17 protein-coding genes are annotated in these 20,885 nt (G+C 72.9%); 9 read left to right on the top strand and 8 right to left on the bottom strand.

All coding sequences use genetic code 11. The features are described from left to right. Nucleotides 1-51 precede the first annotated feature (51 nt). The 3 genes from CW362_RS09030 to CW362_RS43220 all read right to left on the bottom strand — a co-directional run bounded on the left by CW362_RS09030 (nt 52) and on the right by CW362_RS43220 (nt 2,341). Nucleotides 52-390 (bottom strand): hypothetical protein, encoded by a 339-nt coding sequence (locus CW362_RS09030; protein ID WP_162684011.1) that lies wholly within the window; start codon nt 388-390, stop codon nt 52-54. A gap of 586 nt (nt 391-976) precedes the next feature. Then, complete coding sequence (locus CW362_RS09025) at nt 977-1,330, bottom strand: hypothetical protein (protein WP_162684010.1); 354 nt, start codon at nt 1,328-1,330, stop codon at nt 977-979. Nucleotides 1,331-1,435: 105 nt separating this feature from the next. Continuing rightward, a complete protein-coding gene (locus tag CW362_RS43220; RefSeq protein WP_162684009.1) occupies nt 1,436-2,341 on the bottom strand; it encodes a hypothetical protein in 906 nt (301 codons plus the stop codon). 83 nt (nt 2,342-2,424) lie between these two features. Here CW362_RS43220 and CW362_RS09015 point away from each other — a divergent pair, with 83 nt between their 5' ends. The 3 genes from CW362_RS09015 to CW362_RS09005 are packed head-to-tail and all read left to right on the top strand — an operon-like array spanning nt 2,425 to nt 7,588. Next, nucleotides 2,425-4,185, top strand: coding sequence for an FHA domain-containing protein (locus CW362_RS09015; RefSeq protein WP_103548848.1), 1,761 nt, complete (start codon nt 2,425-2,427; stop codon nt 4,183-4,185). After that, nucleotides 4,182-5,750, top strand: a complete 1,569-nt coding sequence (locus tag CW362_RS09010; RefSeq protein ID WP_103548847.1) for a serine/threonine-protein kinase — start codon at nt 4,182-4,184, stop codon at nt 5,748-5,750. The genes CW362_RS09015 and CW362_RS09010 overlap by 4 nt, the downstream gene beginning before the upstream one ends. A 44-nt stretch (nt 5,751-5,794) precedes the next feature. Next, the gene (locus CW362_RS09005) at nt 5,795-7,588 is read left to right on the top strand and encodes a hypothetical protein (RefSeq protein ID WP_162684008.1); all 1,794 of its coding nucleotides are present in this window, start codon (nt 5,795-5,797) and stop codon (nt 7,586-7,588) included. A 164-nt stretch (nt 7,589-7,752) separates the two neighbouring features. Here the strand turns inward: CW362_RS09005 and CW362_RS09000 are convergent, their stop codons facing one another. From CW362_RS09000 to CW362_RS08980, 5 genes are all read right to left on the bottom strand, one after another. Then, nucleotides 7,753-8,634 (bottom strand): alpha/beta fold hydrolase, encoded by an 882-nt coding sequence (locus CW362_RS09000; RefSeq protein ID WP_103548845.1) that lies wholly within the window; start codon nt 8,632-8,634, stop codon nt 7,753-7,755. Nucleotides 8,635-9,056: 422 nt separating this feature from the next. After that, nucleotides 9,057-9,335 carry an STAS domain-containing protein gene (locus CW362_RS43215; protein ID WP_162684007.1) on the bottom strand — a complete coding sequence of 93 codons (279 nt, stop codon included), beginning with the start codon at nt 9,333-9,335 and terminating at the stop codon, nt 9,057-9,059. A 2-nt stretch (nt 9,336-9,337) separates the two neighbouring features. Beyond that, on the bottom strand, nt 9,338-9,838 hold the full coding sequence (locus tag CW362_RS08990) for an ATP-binding protein (protein WP_103548844.1): 501 nt from the start codon (nt 9,836-9,838) through the stop codon (nt 9,338-9,340). Between the two features lie 179 nt (nt 9,839-10,017). Next, nucleotides 10,018-10,683 (bottom strand): phosphoribosyltransferase, encoded by a 666-nt coding sequence (locus tag CW362_RS08985; RefSeq protein ID WP_103548843.1) that lies wholly within the window; start codon nt 10,681-10,683, stop codon nt 10,018-10,020. A 763-nt stretch (nt 10,684-11,446) separates the two neighbouring features. Beyond that, complete coding sequence (locus CW362_RS08980; protein WP_037623149.1) at nt 11,447-11,650, bottom strand: cold-shock protein; 204 nt, start codon at nt 11,648-11,650, stop codon at nt 11,447-11,449. 535 nt (nt 11,651-12,185) lie between these two features. Here CW362_RS08980 and CW362_RS08975 point away from each other — a divergent pair. The 6 genes from CW362_RS08975 to CW362_RS08950 all read left to right on the top strand — a co-directional run bounded on the left by CW362_RS08975 (nt 12,186) and on the right by CW362_RS08950 (nt 20,838). Next, nucleotides 12,186-14,798: a glutaminase domain-containing protein gene (locus tag CW362_RS08975; RefSeq protein ID WP_103548842.1), complete on the top strand. Its 2,613-nt coding sequence runs from the start codon at nt 12,186-12,188 to the stop codon at nt 14,796-14,798. A 38-nt stretch (nt 14,799-14,836) separates the two neighbouring features. Next, nucleotides 14,837-16,708: a glycoside hydrolase family 76 protein gene (locus CW362_RS08970; RefSeq protein ID WP_103548841.1), complete on the top strand. Its 1,872-nt coding sequence runs from the start codon at nt 14,837-14,839 to the stop codon at nt 16,706-16,708. Between the two features lie 759 nt (nt 16,709-17,467). Then, nucleotides 17,468-18,517 (top strand): GNAT family N-acetyltransferase, encoded by a 1,050-nt coding sequence (locus CW362_RS08965; RefSeq protein ID WP_420856865.1) that lies wholly within the window; start codon nt 17,468-17,470, stop codon nt 18,515-18,517. A 131-nt stretch (nt 18,518-18,648) separates the two neighbouring features. Continuing rightward, on the top strand, nt 18,649-19,188 hold the full coding sequence (locus CW362_RS08960; RefSeq protein WP_103548840.1) for a GNAT family N-acetyltransferase: 540 nt from the start codon (nt 18,649-18,651) through the stop codon (nt 19,186-19,188). Between the two features lie 151 nt (nt 19,189-19,339). After that, the gene (locus CW362_RS08955) at nt 19,340-20,281 is read left to right on the top strand and encodes a MerR family transcriptional regulator (RefSeq protein ID WP_103548839.1); all 942 of its coding nucleotides are present in this window, start codon (nt 19,340-19,342) and stop codon (nt 20,279-20,281) included. Between the two features lie 281 nt (nt 20,282-20,562). Beyond that, complete coding sequence (locus tag CW362_RS08950) at nt 20,563-20,838, top strand: hypothetical protein (RefSeq protein WP_376452172.1); 276 nt, start codon at nt 20,563-20,565, stop codon at nt 20,836-20,838. Nucleotides 20,839-20,885: the final 47 nt, after the last annotated feature.

Below are 20,885 nucleotides of genomic sequence, written 5' to 3'. Positions count from 1 at the left end.
CGTCGTCGTCGAAGCCGTCGACGGGCGGCTCACGCCCCCACGGCGGGAACGTCACGGCTCTCTTTCCACGGTGATCCGCTGCCCGTCCCAGCGGAGCGTGTCCCCCGGCCCCGCGATGATCATCGCCTCGTCACCGCGTTGGATGACGTATCCGCCGTGCCCCGCGACGGCTCGGTAGCCGTGTTGGTGACACCAGCGCTGGGGGATGTCGATGAGCATCGTCCAGGTGATGGCGATCCTGCCGGGGTCGACCGCCTCACGGTTGCAGACCATGCGCCGGAACAGCCTCGCCGACTCCAGGAGCGCCCGCCGGTCGCGCTGCCACACCAGCAGACCTGCCGCTTCGCTCTCGTAGTCCCAGGCGAGGTCGAGCAGCGTCCCGCTGCTCATGGCGCCCATTCCTCACCGTGGTGATCGGGGTTCCGGGCGAACGGCCGAGCGACGGACCCGGAGGTGCCGACGTCGGTCTCCGGCTCGTGGCGTGCGTGCGGGAAGTCGGCGATCTCGCTCACTGCATCACCCCGAGGTCGATGGTGCCGATGCGTGTCGATGAGTTCATCGAGTGCCTCCTGATGGAAGTGCCCGGACAGTGGTTCGTGACGTCATCCGGGTAGCCCACTGCCGTGGGGCGAACTCGTGCGGGTACCGATTCACCAACGTGGCGGACCGGGCCACGGACACGCCCGGGGCGAGGAGTTTGTCGTGCAGCTTCCAGAAAGGCCGTGAGCTGTTCAGCGGATCGATGCGGTGTTCCCCCGGTCGGTGTGACCGTCCGGGCCGCCTCACCGGTGGCCGTATCCGATCGGTGCGCGACCGGAACGACCGGCCCTTTCCGGAGGCATATTCGGCGAGGTGTACTGCTCCTGGCCTTGCGCGGGCCATGCCATGCCCCTTATAACCGTCCGTGCAGGCATCGGTGGGGATGGCCGGAAATGGCAGGTGCCGTCGGTCAGGGGGATCCTCAGCTCCGCCGGGATCAGCAGCAGCGTACGCAGACCCACGGAGACCCGAGGACATGACCGACAACGCCTTTCGCGATGCCATGACCCGCCTTGCCGTCGACCCGGCCTTCAGAGCCGAACTCGACGGCGACACCGAGGAGGTGGCCCGAAGACTCGGTCTGACACCCGCGCAGGTCGGCGAACTCCGCGCCCTCCGCGTCGAATCCGGCACCGGCGAGGGACCGGCCGCACTCGACCCGCGACTGTCCAAGTCGTCCCTGTTCTTCGGGAGCGCCGCACACGCGTTGGCACACCATGACGTTCCGCATGTCCCGGTCGACCACCTGCCCGGTGATCACGCCTCCGTCGATCAGGCAACCGTCGATCACACCACCGACCTGCCGGTTCCCGCTGACGGCCACGAGAGCGCCGACGGCTTCGACGTCCCTGCCACCGGTACCCAGAGCCTGCTCGGCGGCGGGCTGGTCCAGGAGTCACCGGCCGACGTGAGCGGCGGATTCGGTGAGTTCGGTGACTTCGGAGAGTTCGGGAACGAAGCCGGGACAGACATCGGCGGGCTCGGGGGGCACGACGGTGGGGGCCTCGAGGGTGGCTCGGGCGACTTCGGCGGCTTCGGTGACGGCGGTACCGACGGTGGGTTCGGCGGCGGCTTCGGTGACGGCGGTAACGGTGGCGGTTTCGGTGACGGCGGTGGCGGTGGCGACCTCGGCGGATTCGGAGGTCACGGCGGCGGCTTCGGCGGCGAGGACGGCGGCGACGCCGGCCACTTCGGACACGGCGGTATCTACGACCGTGGCGAGGGCGGCGACGGCGGCGGGGGCGGCGACAGCGGCGGTGGTGGCGGCGGCGACCAGGAGAACACCGGACGCCGACCGGGTGGCGGTGGTGAGGGCGGCGGGAGCGGCGGTGGTGAGGGCGGCGGGAGCGGCGGCGGTGAGGGCGGCGGCGGAACCGGTGACGGTGGCTCCGGCCACGGCGGTTCCGGTGGCGGTGAAGGCGGCGGCCACGGCGGCTCCGGCGGTGGCGACGGCGGAGGGTCCGGTGGCGGCGACGGCGGGGGCGGCGAAGAGGGCGGTGGCCACGGTCACGACGGCGGCTCCGGCGGCGGCGGTGGCGGTGAAGGCGGTGGCAGCGGCGGCGGCGACCAGGAGAACACCGGACGCCGACCGGGTGGCGGCGGCGGAGAACCCGGCGGCGGCGACGGGGGCGACGGCGGTGGCAGCCAGGAGAACACCGGACGTCGGCCCGGTGGCGGCGGCGGAGAACCCGGCGGCGGCGACGGGGGCGACGGCGGCGGTGGCCGCACGGGCATGGTCGACGGCACCGAGCGCATGCGCGGCGGTGTGAGCGCCCCCGGCCTCGGGAGCATCTCCACCCACCTCTCGCCCTCCGCGCCCGACACCGACGGCGGCTTCACCGACGGGACGTTCATCAGCGGATCCGGCGCGGGCTGAGCCGGCCCATGCTCTGCCACGCCTGCCGCGTCCACGTGCGGCGCGACTTCCCGTACTGCCTGCACTGCGGCACGCTGCGCCGCGGTGCGGCACCGACGTCGTACGCCGCGCCGCACCTGCGCGGCCTGGACGACCCGACCCTGCTCGTCCCGCTCACCGGCCCGGTCACCACGCTGGGCCGGGGCGCGGACAACGACGTCGTCCTGGGCGACGCCAGCGTGTCGCGCAGCCACGCCCGGATCCTCCGCACCGAATCGGGCTTCCGGGTCGAGGACCTGGACTCGTTCAACGGCACGGCCGTGGCCGGCGTCGATCTGCACGGCGGCGCGGCCCACCTCGCCGACGGCACCGAGCTGTCCGTCGGCGACGTACGCCTGGTGTTCGAACAGCCCCGCGACGCCCACATCGGCCAGCGCACCCAGGTCGTCGGCACCCAGCTCACCCAACTCCCCACCGCCGCGCAGGAGGAGGCGGCACCGGAGGCGAACGGCCCGCTCACCGCACGTCCCCGCCGCCGCTCCGGCTGGGCGCTCAAGCAAGTACCCACCGACCGCGGCGAACCACGCTGGGTGCTGAACAACACCCGTACCGGCGTGTACCTGGAACTGGACGAGCGCGAGGTCTTCCTCTGGCACGCGGTCGACGGCGAGAACACCGTACGGGACCTGCTGTTCGCGTACGCCGACCGCTTCGGCGAGCTCGCCCTCCCGCGCATCGAAGCGGCCCTCGCGGCGTTCGCGAACGCCGGACTGCTGCGCGGCCTGCCCGGCCGCCCCGAGGAAGCGGAGCGGAAGGGCTGGCGGCGCCTGGGACACGCCGTGTACCGGACGCTGTTGAAGCTGGAGATCTCCGTCCCCGGCATCGACCGGTCCGTCACCCGTGTCTACCACGCCGTCGGTTGGCGGTTCTTCACCCGGACCGGAGTGACGCTGGTCTGGCTGTCGGTGATCGGCGGCCTGGCCGCGTTCCTCGTCGCCCAGGACCGGCAGCACCTGCTGGACTTCGGCGGGGCGGGCGTCCTGGGCCCGGTGCTGCTCGCGGCCGGGTACATATCCGCCCTCGTCGTCCACGAGTTGACGCACGCGCTGGCCGTGAAGTCGTACGGCCGCAAGGTCAGGCGCGGCGGGTTCCTGCTCATGATGGGCATGCCGTTCGCGTTCGTGGACACCAGCGACATGTGGTTCGGCACCCGCTGGTCCCGGGTCGTCGTGGCGCTGTCCGGACCGCTGTCGACGGCGGCGCTGGCCGGCTGGTGCGCGGCGGGCGCGGCCTTCCTGCCCGCGGGACCGGCCTCGGCCGTCCTCTTCCAACTGGCCTTCGGGCTCTATCTGAACACGCTCTACAACTTCAACCCCCTGATGCCGCTGGACGGTTACCAGGCCCTGACCGACGCACTGCGGGTGCCACGGCTGCGCGAGGAGGCGAGCGCGTACTTCCGCAAGGGCCTCTGGCATGACCTGCGCGCGGGCAGTCGGCCCGGCCCGCGGCAGGCGGGCATGGCCGCGTACGGTCTCGCGGTCGTCGTCGGCACGTACGGCTTCCTGGTCCTCGCCCTGCTGGCCTGGCGCTCCCGGATCGGCGACCTGCTGGACGGGTGGCTGTCCCCGGCGTGGACCACGGTCGTCGAGGTCGTCGTGGTCGCCCTGGTGGCCTTCCCGGTGTGGTCGGCGCCGGTGCGATGGCTGGCCCGCCGGATACGGCGTCGGCGTGACGCACAGGGTACGGTCCCGGCTCCGGCGATGGGCGCCGCCGTGGAGGGAACGGCATGAACGAGGACACCGGCGGCCCCGGCCAGTGGACCGTCCCCGATTACGAAAAGGTGCGTACGCTCGGCGAGGGCGCCGGGGGACGGGTCGTACTGGCCCGGCACACCGCGACCGGGGTACCCGTAGCGATCAAGTACCTCGGCGAACGCCTGCGTGGCGACCGCGAGTTCCTCGCCCGCTTCCGGGCGGAGGCGCGGCTGCTGGGCGAGTTGCGGCACCCGTGCGTCGTACGGCTGTACGAGTACGTCGAGGCGCGCGGCGGAGCCGCGATCGTGATGGAGGCGGTGGACGGCGTCAGCCTCCGCCAGCTGCTGCGCCGGCACGGGGCGACGGGCCCCGAGGCCGCCCTGGTCCTGCTCAAGGGCTCGCTGTCGGGCCTGGGCGCGGCCCACACGGCCGGGGTGGTCCACCGCGACTACAAGCCGGAGAACGTGCTGGTCCGCGCCGACGGCACGAGCGCGCTCGCCGACTTCGGGATCGCCGTACGCACCGGGCGCGAGACCGAGGTCGCCGGCACGCCCGCCTACATGGCGCCCGAGCAGTGGCAGGGCGAACCGGCGGGACCGGCGGGCGACGTGTACGCCGCGGCGGCCGTGTTCCACGAGTGCCTCACCGGACGCCGCCCGTTCACCGGCGACGACGTGACCGCGCTGCGCCTGCAGCACCTGAGGGCCCCCGTCCCCCTGGACGACGTACCCGCGCCCGTACGCGGGCTGCTGCGCCGGGGAATGGCCAAGGACCCGGCACAGCGGCCGGGCATCGAGGCCTTCCTCGCCGACCTGGAGCGGTCCGCCACCGAGGGGTACGGCGTCGGCTGGGAAGAACGCGGACGCCGCAGGCTCACCGAACTCACCGCGCTGCTCGCCCTGTTGTTCCCCTTCACCGCGACGGCGACCCTCGAGGCTCCGGCCCAGGCCCTGACGCTGCTCGGCCGGTTGAAGCTCGGCGGATGGAAGGCCGCCGCCGGGGCCGCCGCGCTGGCGGTCGTCGCGGGCGGGCTGACATCCGTGGCGGCCCGCCCGCACGACACGTCGACGACGGTGGCCAGTTCGGTGCCCTCGGGCATCGACTCGCCGACACCGTCGGCTCCTTCGGTCTCCGCGTCCGCCACCGACGCCTCCCCCACGGCCGACACCACCCCGACCGGAACCCCCTCGGACAGCCCGACCGTCTCGCCCACCCCCACCGTGAGCAGCGCCCCGCCGGCGGAATCCCCCACGCCGACGACCGCGAGCCCGGCCACGCCCACACCTACGCCCGGCACGGTCACGATCACCATCGGCTCCTGGCAGCGGGGACAGACCCCCGGCGCGCTGGTCGCCGACGTCACCGTGGACACGACCGGCACCGGGCCCGTGACCGTCACGGCCGACTACTACGTGGACACGCCCGCCGATCCCTACGGCAACCAGACCCGGCAGTTGTCCGGCGGCACGCACTACCCCGTGACCTTCGTGGCCGACTTCGCCAACCACCCGTGCCGGGGCACCTGGACGGTCACGCTCACCAGCACTCCGGCCGCCGCGAACGGACCGCAGACAGCCTCCCTGGACGCTCCGCCGTGCTGAGCGACGACGAGGGACGGGACGAGGGACGGCGAGAACGGATCGACATGACGACAACCACCACGGTCGCCGGGCGTCCCCTGTCCGGCTGGACGCGGGACGCACGCCACGGCACCTGGCACGCGCTGCTCCCGGCCCGGCCCGGCGAGTCCGAGCTCGGCGCGCTGCGCATCGACCGCGCCCTGCTCGCTCCGGAGGGCACCCGTGAGCGGCTCGCGGCCGCCGTGCTCGCCGTCGCGAAGCTCCGGCTGCCCGGGGTGCTCGGCACGGTCGACCTCGTCGCGGAGGCCGGGGAGGTGTGGCTGATCACCTCCCGGCCGCCGGCTCCCACCCTCACGGACCTGCTGGCCCGCGGGGGGACGGGCCCCGACGCGGGCAGCGCGGCCAGTGTGCTGAACGAGACCGCGCAGACGTTGCTCGCCCTGCACGCGGCCGGTCTCGCCCACGGGGCGCTGGACACGGACGCCGTCGTCCTCACCCAGGACGGCATCGCCCTGCTCGCCGAGGCCGCGCTGGGCACGGTGCTGGGCGACGCGCCGGACTCCGCGCGCCGCGAGGCGGACATCACGGCCTGGGCAGCTCTCTCCGGCACCCTCGGCGAGGCCTGGGCGACGGCCGGAACCCCCGCGGCCGCCCTGTTCGCGCACTGTTCCGCCATCGCGGGGTCCGAGGGGATCGCGGCGGCCCGAGCGGCACTGGTCGCCGGGCGCGCGGCGCTCCCGGCGGGCTTCCTGCGGCGTACGGAACTCCGCGCGGCGGTGGCCGCGGCGGCTTCGGGGAGCACCACGGCGTCGACGGCGGACGGGACGGACGCGGACGCCCGGAGCGCGCACTCCCAGCAGGGGGGAGGCGGAGCCCCCGGTTCCGTGGCCGACGACTGCGACGACTGCGACGTCGCCGGTCCTGAAGCGGCAGGGCCGGGGGCCTCGGAGTCCGAGGGCGTGGGTGCCGGGAGCGCGAATGCCAGGAGCCGGGATTCCGAAGGCGCAGGCCCCGAGGACAGGGGTCCCGAAGACACAGGTCTCAGGGACAGGGATCCCGAAGACACGGGTCCCGGGGACAGAGGCCCCCGAAGCACAAGCCTCAGGGACAGGAGTCCCGAAAGCACAGGCCCCGGAGACGTGGTCCCGGAAGCGGACGGGTCCAGGTCCAGGCCCGTCGTGCCGGACGAGCAGCTCACCATGCCCGGCCGCACCCGCTCCGCCCCGCACCGGCCCCGCTCCGCCGTCCCGGACGACCAGGCCACCCTCCTCGGCAGACGCAACCGCACCCCCGCCGGGCCCCCGACAGCGACGCCCGCCGAGACGACGGCACCGCCCCGGACCGGCGAGGACGACGGCGAGATCCTCCTGCGCTTCGGCCCCGGCATCCCCCTCGAGGCCCAGGACGTCCTGCGCGCCCAGTGGCACACCGCGCCCCCACCTGACGACCGCCGTGCCCGCCGTCGGAGACGGCGGGCCTGGACGGCGACGACGGCCTTCCTGGCCGCCGCGGCCGTCCTTCTCTGGCTGCTGCTGCGCCCGTCCCCGGCCCCGGCGGTCACCGCCGTCGAAGTCCGGGCGCCCGCCGGGCGGTTGCACTGCGGACAGACCGCCGACCTGGTCGGTGTCGTGACCACGGACGGCCGCGGCGGCGCGGTGACGTACCACTGGCTGCGCAGCGACGGCCACGACTCCGGCGAGCTGGTCCACACGGCCCGCCGGGGCGACCGCAAGGTCACCGTGCACCTCCGCTGGACGGTCCGCGGCCCCGGCAGTTTCCGGGGAACCGCCCGTCTGCGGATCGTGCACCAGTCCAGACCGACCGAGGCGGAAGCGACCTTCACCTACGCCTGCTCCTGACGGCCTGCCACCGACGCGTCGGCCGGGCCGACGGCGTACGGCACCGCGGGCGCCACGAAGCCGTGCGCCGGCGCCGCCGCCGGGATCGCGCCGCCCGCCACCCGAGCGAGGGTACGTCCGCCTCGGCAGTGTCACCGCCGACGTTCTCCCTCGTCAGGCTCCGGTCATGATCCGGCGGACGGGACCTGGAGCGCGGCGATCTCACCCAGGACCCGTGCCGCCGGTGCCGGGTCGACCAGCCACTTCAGATGGCTGCCGGTGAGCGTACGGACGTCGTAGGGGTTCTCCGGCGTCAGCGCGTCGCCCTCGCGGATCATCCGGTCCTGCACGGCGAGCGGCAGGCTGGTGTCCTCGGTCAGCCGGATGTACGTCTTGGGGATCCGGCCCCAGGTACCGGCCTGCGCCCGGTCGTCGGGGGAGCCTACGTCGAGGTTCTCGTCGGGCTGGAAGGTATTGAGGAAGACCATGAACTCGTCGTCCGTCCCGTCGGCGAGGAAGGCCGCTTTGAAGGACGCGAGGACGCCGGGGTCGGCGGTGCGGAAGTTGGAGCGCAGCAGCCCGAGTTCGGCGGGGTTCCCGACCAACGCCGATGCCAGCCCCCTGGCGTCGACCGTGGCCATCTCGGGCTCGGCGTAGTAGGCGCTGACGTCGAGGTCGACGGGGCACCACGCGGAGACGTAGACGATGCGGTCGATCAGTTCGGGCCGCTGATTGGCCGCGACGGTGGCCGTCATGCCGCCACGGCTGTGGGAGACGAGGACGACAGGCCCGTTCCGCTTGGCCCGCTCCAGTACCCCGATGAGGTGCGCGGCGTTGTCGGCGAGCGTGACGCCCTTGATGGCCCCCGGCGCGGCGGCGAGCTCTCCGAGGTCCTGCGGCGCCTGGTAGGCACGCGGGTACGTCGCGGCGAACCCGTGCCCCGGAAGGTCGACGGCGACGGAGCGGTGTCCGAGGAGGCCGAGTTCGGCCTGGAGCGGCGCGAAGGAGAAGGAGTTCGCGAAAGCTCCGTGAACCAGTACTAACGTCGGCTGCATCTGTCTGCTCACTTTCTGGTCTCTGGGGCGTCGGCGGCACGTGCGTCGCCCGCTCCGGTGTCGCGTGTCGCCTCGTGGCCGAGGCCGGGGACGAGCCGTCGTCCCACGGCGCACCGTTCCCGCCGCAGAGGCGTCTTCGCACGGGGCGACGGCGGTCGGGCACGGAGCCACGAGGGCGGCTCGCGGCCGACTGCCCATGATCCGATGCGTCACAGTACTCAGTGAAAGATCATCCGCACTACTCGTACGGGTCGTTCCGTTTGTGCGCTTCGCCGCCCGTCCCCGCACGTCCGCGGTTTCGACGGGCAGATCTCCCGAGCGCCGCTGTCGAGGATCGTCCCGGGTGCGGTCTCCGGGCACCTGGGAACGGGGCGGGCCCGGCGGCGACGGGACGGGGCCGCAGGGCACTCCACCGGACCGGAACGCGCTTCCGGTCATGGAGCGTCGTGGGCGCCCCCGGCCGGTGCGCTGTACGGCAGGGCGGCGAGAGTCAGTACGGCCACGGCCGTCGATCCCTCCGCTGCGATCAAGTCGAGTCGTCGGCCGTGGCTCTCGGCTCGCTCGGCCGCCGCGTGCAGGGTCTGCACGCCGGCGCTGGCCAGATGGGTCACGCCCGTCAGATCCACCGTCAGGGAGAACGTCCCGGCGTGCGAACTGGTCAGGATCTGCTTGGCCAGCACGTCGGCGCTGGTGGCGTCCGCCGTCCCGGACACCGTCAGACGGCCGGGGCGTCCAGCGTCTCCTCCACCACGAGTTCCTGACGCTCCACCGGCGTCGCGGTGCGGCTGCCCTCGGCGATGGACACGGGCCGGCGCAGTCGGCGCGCGGTGCGAACGGTCGTGCCCGAATCGCCGTGTTCCACCTCGGACCTGTCGGTGAACAGCTCGACCATGGTCAGGCCGCGCCCGCGGAACGGATCGGGCTGCGGCTGCTCCAGCCAGCGCCCTTGGCCCCCGACCTCCACGTGCACCACGCCGTCGGCCGCCAACCGGCCCCGCACGCTCACCGTCGCTCCGTTCGAGGTCTTGTCCGGGTAGGCGTGTTCGACGGAGTTGGTGACCAGCTCGACCACCGCGTGCTGAAGGCTGCTCTCGTCCTCCCCCACGCAGCCCAGACCGATCAGCCACTGGCCGAGCTCGAACTGGACGACGCGGATGCTGTCGGCATCGGCCGGTCCAGGGCGGCGTCGGTGGCGACGCGGGCCAGGTCCGTGCACCCGTCCCGCGGCACCCTAAGTGGGGCCGAACAGGCATAGTTGACAGGGCGTCAGTCCTTCAGCTCTTCGTCAGCCCGATGTCCCGTCCCCTGGAGGTACGGCCGAAGGCGGCCGGCGGCCGCGGCACCTCCACCGGTTCGATCCGGCTCCCTGTGGGCACCCCAGGAACGGCCGGCCCTTCACGCCCGGTGTGCCGAGCCGCGCTGCCGGTCCAGGATCTGGATGACCTCGGCATCACTCACCTGCTCGAAGTCGTCGTACCAGTAGCCGACCGCCCCGAACTCCGGTGGCTTCCGGAGACAGACGACGTCGTCCGCGTCCGAACACATGTCGGCGGCGGCCCCGGGAGCACAAACGGGTACGGCCAGGACGAGCAGGGCGGGTTCCAGACGGCGGAGGTGGCGCAGAGCGGCGCGTGCGGTGGCGCCGGTGGCCAGGCCGTCGTCGACGACGATCACGCATCGGCCCTTGACGTCGGGCGGGGGCCTGTTGCCCCGGTACAGCAGCGCGCGGCGCCTCAGTTCCTCGCGCTCACGGGCGACGTCCCGCGCCAGCAGGTCCTCGCTCAGGCCGAGCATCTCCAGGGCCCGCTGGTCGAACAGCGGCGGATCGTCGCCCACGATCGCCCCGATGCCCGTCTCCGGCCGGCCCGGCACACCGATCTTCCGTGCGACCAGCACGTCCAGTGGCGCGTCGAGGGCCCTGGCGACCTCGGCGGCCACCGGGACACCGCCACGGGGCAACGCGAGGACGAGGGGATGAGGAAGGCCTCCTTCGGATGACCGTTCCACGAGGCGGAGCCCGAGTTGTTCGCCTGCTTGCCGACGGTCGCCGAATCGCTTCATCTCGTGTCCGCCTTTCTCCTCCGTGCCCCCCTTCGGAAGAACCGGGAGGTCCGACGTGGGCTCCCCGTGGGGCAGCTCCTGGAACCTCGGCACCGGAAAGTCGCCGCGGCCGCTGCCGGAAGCGGGATCGCCTCGGCCGTGGCGCGGAGCGGGAGGACCCGGGAGCCGGACGCGACCGGCGTCCACGGACAGGGAACGCTCCGGGCGTATGCGCGCCGCCGACGGCGGGGAGCCGGCCGTGGAAGCGGTTCTCGTCCGCGCTCGGGAGGACGAGCCAGGACCCGGCTGCGTTCCCAACTCGGGCCCCGGTCCGACAGGCCCGTTGCGGCCCATCGGTCCTGTTCCACGTCGTCGCGACCTCAAACGGGCCGGCCTCATCCAGTCGCGACCTCGAACGGGCCGACCTCGTCCACCGGAAAACGGAAGCTCTCGCGCCGGTCCGGGGAACGACCTCTCCAGGGGGCCGGAGCATCGTCGTGTCGTGCGCTGTCACGAGGCGGGCGGCCCGTGCCGGCGCCGGCCAGTGGACACGAGCCCGTTGCCCTGGTGGGCGAAGTGGGCACGCAGGGCCGAGTGCGCCTCCGACTGCCGATGCCACAGCCCTCGGCGATCATGCCGGTGGCCGTTTCGATCACGGCCTCGGTGGCGACGGCCGCCCGGGCGGGGCGTCTCCGCCACAGACGCACACCCGTGGCGCGAAGGACCAGGACCACGAGAAGCGGGGCCCGGCGACAGCCGGACCCCGCTCTCCGCTGCGACATGGTCAGCCGCGGACGATGTTCTCCGCCTGAGGACCCTTCTGCCCCTGGGTCACGTCGAAGGTGACCGTCTCACCCTCGACCAGCTCCCGGTAGCCGTTGCCGGAGATGTTCGAGTAGTGGGCGAAGACGTCGGGGCCGCCACCGTCCTGCTCGATGAAACCGAAGCCCTTCTCGGAGTTGAACCACTTCACGGTGCCGCTGGCCATGCTGATGTCCTTCGATATCGCCGGGGAGGACCCCGGCTGGTACATGAAACGGGCCTGTCCGTCACCGGACAACACCCGACGTACGTTTTACCCCAGAAAACCGCTGCCGTCACTGCGGTTCCATGGTGAGTTGGATCATGAGTTGCCGGTCGCTCGCCCCCATCAGCGGCGTCGGCGGACGACGCCGCAAGGAGCCGCGGCAACCGCCGGAAGCCGACACACTCGGCGCCGAGGCCGCGGACCGTCCGTTCCCGCGACTCCTGATCCGTGAGCCCGACACGGCGCCGGCCCTGTCGGCCATTTCCGTCACAGGCATAGACATGACAGGGCGCTGGTGGTGTCATGCCGTTCGGACAAGCTTTTGCAACGTTAGAAAGACAGCCCTCGGCAACCACTCCGGGCCGCCTCCTCTCCGCGGCCCGGTGCCGACGGTCCCCGTGCTCACCGCGCCACGCACCGCCGACCGGCCCCGCCCCGTACCTGAACATCTCCGAACGGCCGTCCGCCGTCCCCCACGCATCGGAGAGCGGATCACATGGTGACCCCCGAGAACTCCAGCACCCCCGGCCCCAGCCGTCGCGCGCTCTTACGGTGGAGCGGCGCGCTGGCCGCCGCCACGGCCACCGACGGGTTGTTCACCGTGCGGGCCGCACGGGCCGCCACCCCTTCCGACGTCCGTCCGGCCCCGTCCGCGGGAGCCCTCGCCGGTTCCACGTTCAGCCCTCTGCGCCCGCCCGCCGTTCCGCTGGCCGTGCGCTCGCCCTACCTCTCCACATGGGTGCCCGCGGACAACCTGGCCGGGACCTGGGCCACCTTCTGGACCGGTCACGTCACAGCGCTGTGCGGCCTGGCCAGGATCGACGGCGCGGCCTATGTCTTCGCCGGATCCCCCGCACTGCCCGGCGGCCCGGCCCTGATCACGATGCAGCAGCTCTCGCTCCAGCTCACCGCCACCCGCTCCGTCTACACCCTCAGCGGCGGCGGGGTGACCCTCACCGTCACCTTCTTCTCCCCGGTGGACCTGGGGAACCTCCAGCGCCAGTCGGTGCCGCTCAGCTACGTCACCGTGCAGGCCGCGAGCAACGACGGCCGGGCCCACAGCGTCGACGTCCACGTCGACGTCTCCGGCGAGTGGGTGCACGGCGACAACGCCACCCCCATCACCTGGGCGCAGCAGCAGTCCGGCGGAACGACCGTCCTCAGCGCCCAGCCCGCCTCCCCCGCGGTTCTCCAGGAGAAGGGCGAGCAGGCGGCGTGGGGCCGGCTGGTGCTCGCGGCCCCCGCCGGAACGGGGACCACCTGGCAGATCGGCCAGGACACCGTGGTGCGGGCCGCCTCGGCGAGCGGCGGACGCCTCTCCGGCACCGTGGACGGCGTCCAACCCCGGGCGATCAGCGACCGCTGGCCGGTACTGGGCTTCAACCGGGACTTCGGGACCGTCGGCCCGGGTGCGCCCTCGACCGCCTTCACCCTCACCCTCGGCCATGTCCGCACGCCCGCCATGAGCTACCTCGGCACCCGGCTCCAGCCCTGGTGGACCCGCTACTGGAACTCCTGGGCCGACATGGTCGCCTGGTTCGACGCCGACCATGCCGCCGCGCTGGACGCCGCCACGGCCCTCGACCGGCGCATCCATGACGACGCGGTCGCCGCCGTGGGCGGGGGCACCACGGGCGAGCACTACGCAGCGGTGTGCGCCCTGGCGCTGCGCCAGGCCGTGGGCAGCGCCGAACTGGTGGACCGGGGCGGTGTCCCCTGGGCGTTCCAGAAGGAGATCTCCTCCAGCGGCAACATGTCGACCGTGGACGTGGTCTACCCGACGTTCCCGGTGTACCTGTACCTCTCCCCCGCCTATCTGCGGATGCTGCTGGAGCCGCTGCTGGACTACCCGGAGCACGGAGCCTGGCCCAACACCTTCGCCGAGCACGACCTGGGCCGGTCCTACCCCGACGCGGACGGGCACGACGACGGCAACGAGGAGTCCATGCCGGTCGAGGAGTCGGCCAACATGCTCGTCATGGCCGCCGCGGTCGTCCAGAGGCTGCCCGCGGCCGACGCTTCCGCCTTCGCCCGTACCCACTACACGATCCTGCGCCAGTGGGCCGAGTACCTGTCCGCCAACGCCCTGGACCCCGGATACCAGAACCAGACCGACGACTTCACCGGTTTCATCGCCCACAGCTCCAACCTGGCGCTCAAGGGCATCATCGGCATCGGCGCCATGGGCGTCATCGCCACCGCCGCGGGCGACACCGGCGACGCGGCCCGCTACTCCACGCTGGCCCGCAGCTGCATCAGCCGCTGGACGACCCTCTCGGAGGACTCCTCGGGCAGTCACCTCAAGCTCGCCTACGACCAGGACGGCACCTGGAGCCTGAAGTACAACGGCTTCCCCGACCGGCTGCTCGGTCTGGACCTGGTGCCGCTCGGCACCGCCGCCCGCGAGGCGTCCTGGTACTCGGCGCACGCCGGGAGGTACGGGGTGATCCTCGACCCGCGCAACGACTACACGAAGGTCGACTGGGAGCTGTGGACCGCGGCCTGGCTCGCCGATCACCCCGCCACCCGCGACACGCTGGTCGACGGCGTGTACAACTTCGCCAACAGCACTCCCCAGCGGACCCCCTTCACCGACTGGTACGTGGTCGCCACCGCCGCCCAGCGGGGTTTCGCCGACCGGGCCGTGGTCGGCGGGGCGTTCGCGCTGCTGCTGCCCCCGGCCGCCTCCGGCACCCCCTGGCGCCGGATCCAGAACCGCAACTCGGGGAAGGTGCTGGCCGTCTCCGGGATGTCCCTGGCCGACACGGCCGAGGTCACCCAGTACGCCGACAACGGCACCGCCGACCATCTGTGGACGCTGATCGACAACGGCGACGGCACCGTACGGATCGCCAACCGCAACAGCGGCAAGGTGCTGGCGGTGCACGACCAGAGCCTGGACAACGGCGCCCATGTGCAGCAGTACCAGGACAACGGCACCCCGGACCACGTCTGGCGGATCGTCGACGACGGCGACGGCTGGTCGAAGATCGTGAACGTCCGCTCGGGGAAGCTGCTCGCCGTCGACGGGATGTCCGGCGCGGACGCCGCCCAGGTCACCCAGTGGGAGGACAACGGCACCGCCGACCATCTGTGGCGGTTCCTGTAGCCCTGTCCCGTCAGGAGGCCCCCTCAGGAGGACCAGCCATGTCCGTTCATCCCCTGCCCAGAATCCTGCTGGTGCTGGCACTGGTGCCGCTGCTGCTCGCGACGGGCCGGGGCCGGGCACCGGAGAGCGCCGCACCGCAGCCGTCGGCCGCGGCCGCGGCCGCGGCCGCGGTGTGCTCCCTGTACTGCGACACGCTGGACCCGTCGAAGGCCGCGCAGGAGACCTTCCCCGTGCCCGACGTGAACCTCAACGGCCGGCTGCTGCGGCTGCACGTCGACGACGCCGACGGCATGGCCTGGGCGAGCATCGACCGCGGGAAGCAGAACGACGCCGTCTGGCTGGACCGCTCCTGGGACGGTGGTGCCACTTGGGAGGGGCTGCTGGGCAAGGCGGCCGTCCCGGCGACGTGGACCGGCACCCGGACCCTCATGTACAACCTCTACGACCCCGGCGGCCATCGGCGCGGCCTGCTGCGTGCCTGCGGTGACGCACAGGGCGTGACCTGCACGGCGTGGGCGCACACCACGGTCTGCGCGGCGGTCTGCGACGGCGGGGGCACGGCCCCCGGCGACAGCCGGCCGGTGGCTCCCACCACGCTCGCCGGACGCACCATCGCCCTGCACACCGACAGCGCCGGAATGGCCTGGGCGACCCTGGCCGACGGCCGGGCGGGCGACGAGGTGTGGCTCGACCGGTCCTGGAACAGCGGCGCGAGCCGGCCCGACGGCTCCTCGCTCGGCCGGCTGTCGGTACCCGCCGGGGCGACCGGGACCGGCACCGCCCGGTTCAACACCACCGATCCGTCGGGCCGCCTCTACGGCGGCGCGGTGCGGGCCTGCGGGCGCCCGGTGGAGGGCCAGAACGGCAGCTGCACCGCCTGGGCCCGGCCGGTGACAAGCCGCGCGTCCGCCGCGGCCGACGCGCTGATGTACTCGTACAACCCCGACACGGCCTACTGGCGCTCCAGTTGGTGGAACTCCGCGGTGGCGCTGACCACGGTCATCGACTACCTGCGGCAGAGCGGCGACACCAGGTACGCCTGGATCGTCGGGCAGACCTTCAGGATCAACCGGGTGGCCTTCCCCGCCGGGGCGCGCAGCTCCGACCCCATCGAGGGGGACTTCATCAGCCGCTCCACCGACGACTCCGAATGGTGGGCACTGGCCTGGATCGACGCCTACGACCTCACCCACGACAGCCGCTACCTCGACGAGGCCGCCACCATCGCAACGTACGTCGACAGTCTCTGGGACAGCGGCAGTTGCGGCGGTGGAGTGTGGTGGGACCGCGAGCGGACGTACAAGAACGCCATCACCGCCACACTGTACGTCCGTCTCACCGCCGCGCTGCACAACCGGCTGCCCGGCGACACCGTCTGGCTGGCCCGGGCCACCACCGCCTGGAACTGGTTCCTGGGCAGCGGAATGGTCGACGCCTCCGGCCTGGTCAACGACGGACTCACCGGCGGCTGCGCCAACAACGGCCAGACCGTGTGGAGTTACAACCAGGGTCTGGCGATCGGCGCAGCGGTGGAGGTCTGGCGGGCCACCGGCGGCGCCACCGCGCTCACCACCGCCCGGCGCCTCGCCGACGCCGCTCTCGCCTCCCCCGCGCTGGTCGAGGCCGGCATCCTCACCGAGTCCTGTGACGCGCCCACCTCGGACTGCGACGACAACGCCGAACAGTTCAAAGGGATCTTCATGCGATACCTCCAGGACCTGAACTCCGTCACCGGCAACAGCTATCGCGCTTTCGCCGCCGCTCAGGCCGACCGTGTCTGGACCGCCGACCGCGACGGCCTCAACCGTCTCGGTCAACGCTGGTCCGGCGGCGGCTCCGCCGCCCACCCCAACACCGTCGACTGGCGGACCCAGGCCTCCGCCCTGAGCGCGCTGCTGGCGGCAGGCTGACCGTGGAGCCGGATCCCCGACAGGGTGGCTGCGTCGAAGCGAGCCGGTCGGCGACGGACTCGCGGAGCCACGGTTCCGCGGCGGAACTCCGTACGCCCCTGGTGTTCGGCGTGAAGGGCGCGGACCTCGCTCCCGGTCCGCCTCCCCCGGCCCGACGCCCGGCTCGAGCCTGCCCGGTGGCCGGGTACCGGTAGCGGATCGAGCCGACCAGCCGGGCCGAGGACGCCGACGACCGCCACGCGCCGCGTCGGCGACACCGACCTCATGCGCGGGCGTCGACCGCACCGCTGCACCGCGCGGTCCCACGTGGTGCCCGGATCACCGCGGACCGACTCGGCGTTTCAGCCAAGATCGCTGTCGCCTCCGGCCCTGCGGAGTACGGGTGGCTGTATCCGGCACGCTCCGCATCCCTGTCGTCAGGCGGATCTCAGCGCGTCTGAAAAACGTGCGTTCGAAGGCTTGTCGACGTCGTTGAGCCAGACGTCCTCACATCCTCGCGCACCGGGAAGGGGAGGCCCCTTCTGCACTCGCCGCTCGACACCGATCCAGTCGGTCCCGCCTCGCCCGCAGCCGTGCCGGCGCCCGTCATCCGCCACTCGGTGGCGGCCCGCCTCCGGACAAGACCGCACCGCTCGCGGCGGTCTCCGGGGAGTACGACGCCGCCCACGGTGATCCCGAGCCGGTCGAGCGCGGCCGACGGCCGCCGGTCCGGCAGCGCGCCGAAGACCCCGCACCGCACTCGTCGACAGGAGAAGCCCGGTGAACGCCGACCCCACACCCACCGCCACGACCACGGCCGAACCGCAGGATGCCGCCGGACGGCCCCCGGTCCGCGCGGCAACGCCGGCGGACGCCGGGGGCATCATCCGGATGCGCTCCGAGCACGTCCTGTCCCGGCCCCTGGACGAGGAGTGGATCCGCCGGTGCACGCATGAGCTGGCACCACGGCTGAGGCCCTCGGGAGACGCACGGGCCTTCGTCATCGACGCCCCGGACGGCACGATGGCCGCCTGCGCCCTGGGTCTGATCCATCCCGTGCTCCCGGCCCCGGCCTACTCCCACGGTCTGGCCGCCCGCGTGCAGGTGGTCGCCACCCACCCGGGGCTGAGGCGCCGCGGCTACGCGCGGGCCGTGGTCTCCGCACTGCTCGACCACCTCGCCGACGTCGAGCACGTCACGCTGTTCGAACTGAACGCCAGTGCGGAAGCGGCACCGCTCTACCGCGAGCTGGGCTTCGCGGGCAACCCGGCGCTGATGCGGATGACCCGGCTCGAAGAGCCGGCCCCTGCGGGTACCGCGGAGAACGGCACCACGTGGCTGCCGCCGCAGCAGTACGCCGAGACGGTTCCCAAGGCCACCGCGTTCGCGTGCCTGTACTTCACCGACGAGGAGGACCAGCCGCTCCAGTTGCACTCCGTCTACTCCCCCGCGCATCCCTGGCAACTGGTCGGCGGCACGATGGACGAAGGCGAGCGGCCCTGGGACACGGCCGTGCGCGAATGCCGGGAGGAGACCGGCCTGACCGTCTCCGGGCCGCCCCGGCTCCTGGCCACCGTGTACGGGCTGCCCGGCGCCGAGTGGCCCTACAGCACGATCGGGACGGTCTTCGACGGCGGCCTCCTCACCGCGGCACAGATCCGCGGCATCGCCCTGGACCCGCGGGAGCACGACGAGGTCCGCGTCCTGCCCCTGCCACGGTGGGAGGCCCTGATGCCACCCCATGACTTCGCGCGCCTGAACGCGGTGGCCGAGGCCCGCCGCACCGGCCGGGCCGCGTACTTCGGCACCTGGGACTGGAACCACGCGTGAGCGACGGCACCGTGTCGGCACCCGGCCACGGCCCCCGTGCCCCGGCCACCGCGAGTCGCCCGCCTCATCACGCGGGACACCGCCCGAACGTTTCCCGTTCGGCTGGTTCGACCGCCTGTTACCGTGCCCGGATGGACGATCTGGGACTCGCGGACTGGCCGCCGGAGCCGATCAGGACCGAGAGGCTCGTGCTCCGTGCGCCCGAGGCGCGGGACCGTGCGGCGTTCGTCGAGCTGCTCGCCTCGCCCGAGGTGAACGCCTACCTCGGCGGCCCCCGGCCGCGTGACGAACTCGAGCGCGAGACGCCCGAGGTGCCCGAACGGTGGCCCGGGAGCTTCGTCGTCGATCTCGACGGGGCGATGATCGGCCACGTCCTGCTCAGGAGAGCGGCCGGACACCGTCGCCCGGCCGCCGCGGGGAAGGCCGATCTCGGCTACCTGTTCCTGCCGCGGGCGTGGGGATCCGGGTACGCCGCCGAAGCGTGCGCGGCAGCGCTCGGTTGGCTCACCGGCGTCCTTCCCGGCGAGCCGGTGGTGCTCACCACCCAGACCGCCAACGCCGGCTCGATGCGCCTCGCGGCGAGACTGGGGTTCACCGAGGTGGAGCGGTTCGAGGCCTGGGACGCCGAGCAGTGGCTCGGCATGTGGTCCCCGCCCACGCCGTCCGGTTGAGGTCGCGACGGAACCGCCGGGCGGTACCCGCCCGTCACGGACCGACCTTCACCGCCTCGATCACGGCGTCGGCCACAACTCGTGGAGCGATCGCCCGTCGGCGGGCGGAGGGGCTTGAGTCTCCCGTAGGGGGAGACGTCAAGGTGGGGGCATGGACGGCGACACGCTCTACTCGATCGGTGAACTGGCCCGGCGGACCGGTCTGACGGTCAAGACCATCCGGTTCTACTCCGATCGCGGGATCGTGGCGCCGACGGACCGCAGCCCGGCCGGCTACCGCCTCTACGGCATCGACGCCGTCGCGCGCCTGGACCTCGTACGGACCCTGCGGGACCTGGGGGTGGACCTCCCCACGATCCGCAGGGTCGTGGACCGGGAGCTCTCGCTTCCCGAGGTCGCCGCGGCGCACGCCGAAGCACTGGCCGTGCAGATCCGCGTCCTGCGCCTGCGGCACGCGGTGCTGACGACGGTGGCCGAGCGCGGGCTCACCACTGAGGAGACGGATCTCGTGCACAAGCTGGCCAGGCTCTCAGGAGACGAACGCCGACGTCTGGTCGGGGACTTCCTCGACGCCGCCTTCGGCGGTCTCGACACCGACCCCGCGTTCGCGGGCATCAGGCGCTCGATGACCCCTGAAATGCCCGACAGACCCGAGGCGGAGCAGGTCCGGGCGTGGGTGGAGTGGGCCGAACTGGCCATGGACCCGGATTTCCGTGCCGGTGTGCAACGGACGGCCGAGGGCCTTGCGGCCGAACGGGCTCAGGGCGACGCCGCGGGCCTGTGCCGCGACCTCGGTGCGGTCGTCCGTGACCAGGTCGGCCCCGCCCTGGCCGCGGGCGTCGCCCCTGCCTCGCGCCGGGCCGATCCGATCGTCGCGGCGCTCACGGCCTGCTACGCGCGTGTCCTCGGCCGTCCCGACGACGCCGGGCTTCGCCGCCTGCTGCTGGCCCGGCTGGAGAGCATGAGCGACCCGCGCCGGGACCGGCACCTCCAACTGCTCGCGGTCATCAACGGCTGGCCCGTTCCGGAGAGCCTGGCGCCGACGTTCGAGTGGTCCGTCCAGGCCGTGCGCCTCCGAACGGAACGGCGGTGAGCCGGAGTTCGCCGGTGCGGGTGACGGGAGGCACTCCTGCGGGCGCGGGGCGCTCATCGGGTCCGGTCGTCCCCCTACCGTCCGCGCCCCGCCCACCCCACTCCGGAACGGACACCCCGGCCGGATCGACCGGCCGGCTCGGCGACACGGACGGAGCGTGACGGGATGAATTGCCCGCACTGCGGCGGCACCGCCCAGCAGGGCCCCGGTGGATCCTGGCTCTGCCCTCAGTGCGGCCCGATCTCGGGTACGGCACCGGGGCCGCGGGTAGAGTCTGGTCCGTGAGACGGCCACAGCGCACCCAGCACCCCGCAGCCGACACGGCCGCGACCGCCGCAGCGGCCGCCGCGTTCCTGGACACGCAGGAGATCACGACGACGGGCTGCCGCAGGTGCGGAACCGAGATCGCCGGGGTGAACGGACGCTACTCGTGCGGGGCTTGCGGATGGACGAATCCGTGGCACGAGGGGCACCGGGATCTGCCGGGTGCCGAGGACGATCCGGACTGGCCCGGTCGCAAGCGGAACTCCAGGCGTGACGACACCCCACCGGTGTGAGCCGGGGGCACTCACCGTGCCCGGTACGGCGTCCGCCCGGCCCGGAC

The organism is Streptomyces populi, from assembly GCF_002911015.1.
GTDB classification, from domain to species: Bacteria; Actinomycetota; Actinomycetes; order Streptomycetales; family Streptomycetaceae; genus Streptomyces; species Streptomyces populi.
Note: the sequence above shows the minus strand (reverse complement) of the source record. Positions and strands in the feature narration are given on the sequence as shown.